Genomic DNA, 3571 nt, shown 5'->3' on the forward strand with positions numbered 1-3571 from the left:
TACAAAGTCAGGTGTCCGGCTGTGCTTGACCAGGATACTGTAAATTATTTATTAGCTTTGCTTGTGGGTAAAGTGAGTACCGTCGCGTCTATCTCCCCTAATTACCCGTCCTAATATTGTTATCCCTTTAGTGATCAATCTACTGGTTGATAATCTAGCTTGTTAGCCACGTTCAGTTTAATCTCTCTATTTGCAGAGGCTATTGTTTCTTTACGGTGGGCAATAATCACTCGGGTGATTTTCATCTGTTTAATGGCACGATTAATATCGCTTTCTAGTGCGGTATCTAAGTGGCTGGTAGCTTCATCCATAAAGAGTATTTTTGGTTTTTTATACAGTGCTCTAGCAAGAATTATCCGCTGCTTTTGGCCGCCAGATAGGCTAGAGCCCATATCGCCAATCAAACTGTGGTAACCCATTGGCATACTGCTTATATCGTCGTGAATAGCGGCCAAGTCTGCACAGTAGACTAAGTGCTCCATATCGATTTTATCGTCAAAAAAGGCAATGTTATCTGCAACGCTGCCTGACAGTAATTCGTCATTTTGCATCACGGCCGCTATTTGTTGGCGGTAGTGTTTATGGCCTATTTGAGCTAAGGGAGTACCGTCGATTAATACCTCTCCTTTATAGGGTGTATCTAACCCTAACATGACTTTGAGTAAGGTCGACTTCCCACAGCCCGATGGTCCAGTAATCGCGACGGATTCACCGGCTTTTATGTCCAGATTGACATCAACCAGTACATCTGGGGTGGAATCGCTGTATTTAAAATATAGATTTTTGATGCTTATTGTACCCTTAATATCATTAGATACTTGTTGTTCGCTTATTACTTCTTTGGGTTCTAAGGCGATATCAGCAATTCGTTCAAAATGCAGACTGAGCATTTTAAATTGAATCATCTTGTCGATAAGATTTTGTGTTTTAGTCATAAATTGCGTTTTATAGGCCATAAAGGCAAACAGCATGCCAGTGCTGAATCCCCCCTGTATAACTAGTGTAGCGGCGACATAAATCACCAATATATTCTCACAACCAAAAAGTAGCCGGTTGATGGCACTGAAAGAGATAGTAAAATTACCTAAGCGAATATTCTGATTAATTGCTGCAGCATATCTGTTTTGCCATTGGCCTTCGCGTTTTGCTTCTGAGCCAAATAGCTTAATGGTTTGGATAGCTCGAATCGACTCCATAAAGTTACTGTTCTCTTCCGCTCTCGCGATTATTTCTTGCTCAGATATTGCGCGAAAAGGTTGATACATAACGATGCGGATGAGGGCATACAAAGCAACGGCTACGAGCACAATGACTGATAATTTAGGGCTGTAATAGAAAATCATGAACAGTGTAAGCACTGCCATAATGCCATCAATAATAGACTCAACGACTCCGGTGGTTAGTAGTTCTTTTACCTGTTGCAATGAACCAAAACGCGAAACGACATCGCCCATATGACGCTTTTCGTAGTATTGCAGTGGTAAGCGTATCAAATGATGAAATAGGTTAGAGCCTAATTGTATGTTCATCAAATTGCCAAAATGCATCAATGAAAGGCTGCGCAGGGCATTAGTTGCTATTTCAAACAGCAGTACCATGAAAAAGCCTGCGGCAAGTACAATCAACAAGGAAGTATCTTTGCTGATGATAACGTCATCAATCACTAACTGGATGTAATAGGGGGTGATAAGGGCAAAGCATTGCAGTAGCAAGGATAGCGAAAATATGAGGACTAAAGAGCTTTTGAGGCCAATTATTTTGCTCCAAAAATCTGAAAACTTTAGATTTGGTGCTGGTTTTTTTTGTTTAAACTCTTTAGTAGGCCGTAGCTCTAGCGCAATACCTGTGAAACGTTTAGAGGCTTCTTCAATAGAGACTTTTTTGACGCCAGATGCCGGGTCATGGATAACGATATGACTCTTACTGACTGATTTTAATACCACAAAATGGTTGAGATCCCAGTGCAGTATACATGGGGTGTCTAGAGAGGGGAGATCTTCAAGCTCTATTTTTAGTGGCCGAGTCGTCAATGCCATTTGTTCGGCAAACTGCATAATGTCGAGCAGCGTAGCGCCTTCTAAAGAGAGTTGAAATCGTTGCCGCATCTCATTCATCTGCGAGACATGGCCGTAATAACCCGCAATCATGGTTAAACATGCTAGGCCGCATTCGGTAGCTTCCGACTGGCGGATCATCGGCAGTTTTTTACGGTTCCAAAAACTTAATTTACTCGCTGAATTTTCCACTACATCATCCATGCTACCTGTCCTATTCATTAAGTCTTTAAAGCTTGCCGTGAAGGCTGAAAATCGGGTCAAATAACCAAGCTAACAGTGAACGTTGCTCCACGATGATATCTGCATCCAGCATCATATCAGCCCGCAGTGGAGTCTCTTTTCCGTATGCGAGTATGGCTTGGTCGGCGAGGCTGACCACTACTCGATAAGAGGGCGCTTGAATGACGCCTGGTAATTCAGTCTCTTCTGGTAAGATTACATTAGCGCTCACTTCAATGATTTCGCCATCAAAAATGCCGAACTTTTCGTAGGGAAACGCGTGATAGCGCAATCGAACACGTTGGCCAATTTCGATGAAACCAAACGCTGAGGTGGGGATAAATAGCACCGCTTGCATCTTACTGTTTTCAGGTAACACACTGAGCAAAAACTGTTGTGCATTAACTGATTTGCCAACTTTAGTTAGGATGCCGGTGACACTACCACTCATTGGAGCGCGAAGTTCAGCTAGTGATTCTTGCTTCACAATAGCGAGATTAAGCCGTACTTCAGTGAGTTGATTTTGCAGTTGATCGAGAACTTTGGCGTGCTCTATCGGCAGCTGGGATAGTTGATTGCTGATTTGATTGAGTTCGTTAGTCAGCGTGAGTTTTTGTGACTGAGTGCTTGAACTTTGCTGCTCAATGGTTAACGACGTATCTATCTGTCGGTTGAGATCTAGCTTTGAGGTATAGCCTTGCTTGGCAAGCGTAGCCATCTGCTCTGAGACATTATTATTGATTTCAATTCTCTGATTGATTATCTCATTTTGGCGTTCAAGCTCGTTCAGCTTGGCTGTGATACTTGTTCTGCTATGGGTTAACTCTTGGATCTGTAGGGTATTTTGTGAGTGTTGCTTGTTTATTTGCAGATTGAGCATATTGATTTGAAACTGATACTGGCTGATGCGGGAGTGATTTAATTCAAATCCATTGGCACCGTGTTTTAGCGACTCTACCCGTAAAATCGGTTCGCCTTGCTCCACATGCTGCCCTTCCGCAACCAGTAGCGTTTTTATGACACCAGCTTGTGGCGAAGTGAGTTTTAGTAGGCCGCTATCGGGTTGCACAACCCCCACAACGCGCTCCTTTTTGCTGTATTGACCACTGGCGAGAAAGATCACGCTAACAACAATAATAATGACCAGCAAAAGGGTTAGCCATTTAAAAGCTGCTGGCTGAATGAGGCTTACTGTGCCATCTAAGCGGTTTACTTTATGCTGTAAGACTTCTTGTCTAAATAACTGTTCCATGTCATTCCGAATCGCTGAACTAGCGTTATACCAATTGCATTAA

General features: G+C 42.7%; 2 protein-coding genes. Both read right to left on the reverse strand.

Annotation, left to right across the window (positions count from 1 at the left end):
- Window positions 1-134 precede the first annotated feature (134 nt).
- On the reverse strand, window positions 135-2258 hold the full coding sequence (locus AB4238_RS21405; RefSeq protein ID WP_372035539.1) for a peptidase domain-containing ABC transporter: 2124 nt from the start codon (window positions 2256-2258) through the stop codon (window positions 135-137).
- Between the two features lie 25 nt (window positions 2259-2283).
- On the reverse strand, window positions 2284-3528 hold the full coding sequence (locus AB4238_RS21410; protein ID WP_372035542.1) for an HlyD family efflux transporter periplasmic adaptor subunit: 1245 nt from the start codon (window positions 3526-3528) through the stop codon (window positions 2284-2286).
- Window positions 3529-3571 lie beyond the last annotated feature (43 nt).

This window comes from Shewanella sp. 10N.286.45.A1, from assembly GCF_041470405.1.
GTDB lineage: Bacteria > Pseudomonadota > Gammaproteobacteria > Enterobacterales > Shewanellaceae > Shewanella.

Coding starts and splice junctions, on each gene's coding strand:
- AB4238_RS21405 (WP_372035539.1), bottom strand. CDS start 2,258: ATGGATGATGTAGTGGAAAATTCAGCGAGTAAATTAAGTTTTTGGAAC.
- AB4238_RS21410 (WP_372035542.1), bottom strand. CDS start 3,528: ATGGAACAGTTATTTAGACAAGAAGTCTTACAGCATAAAGTAAACCGC.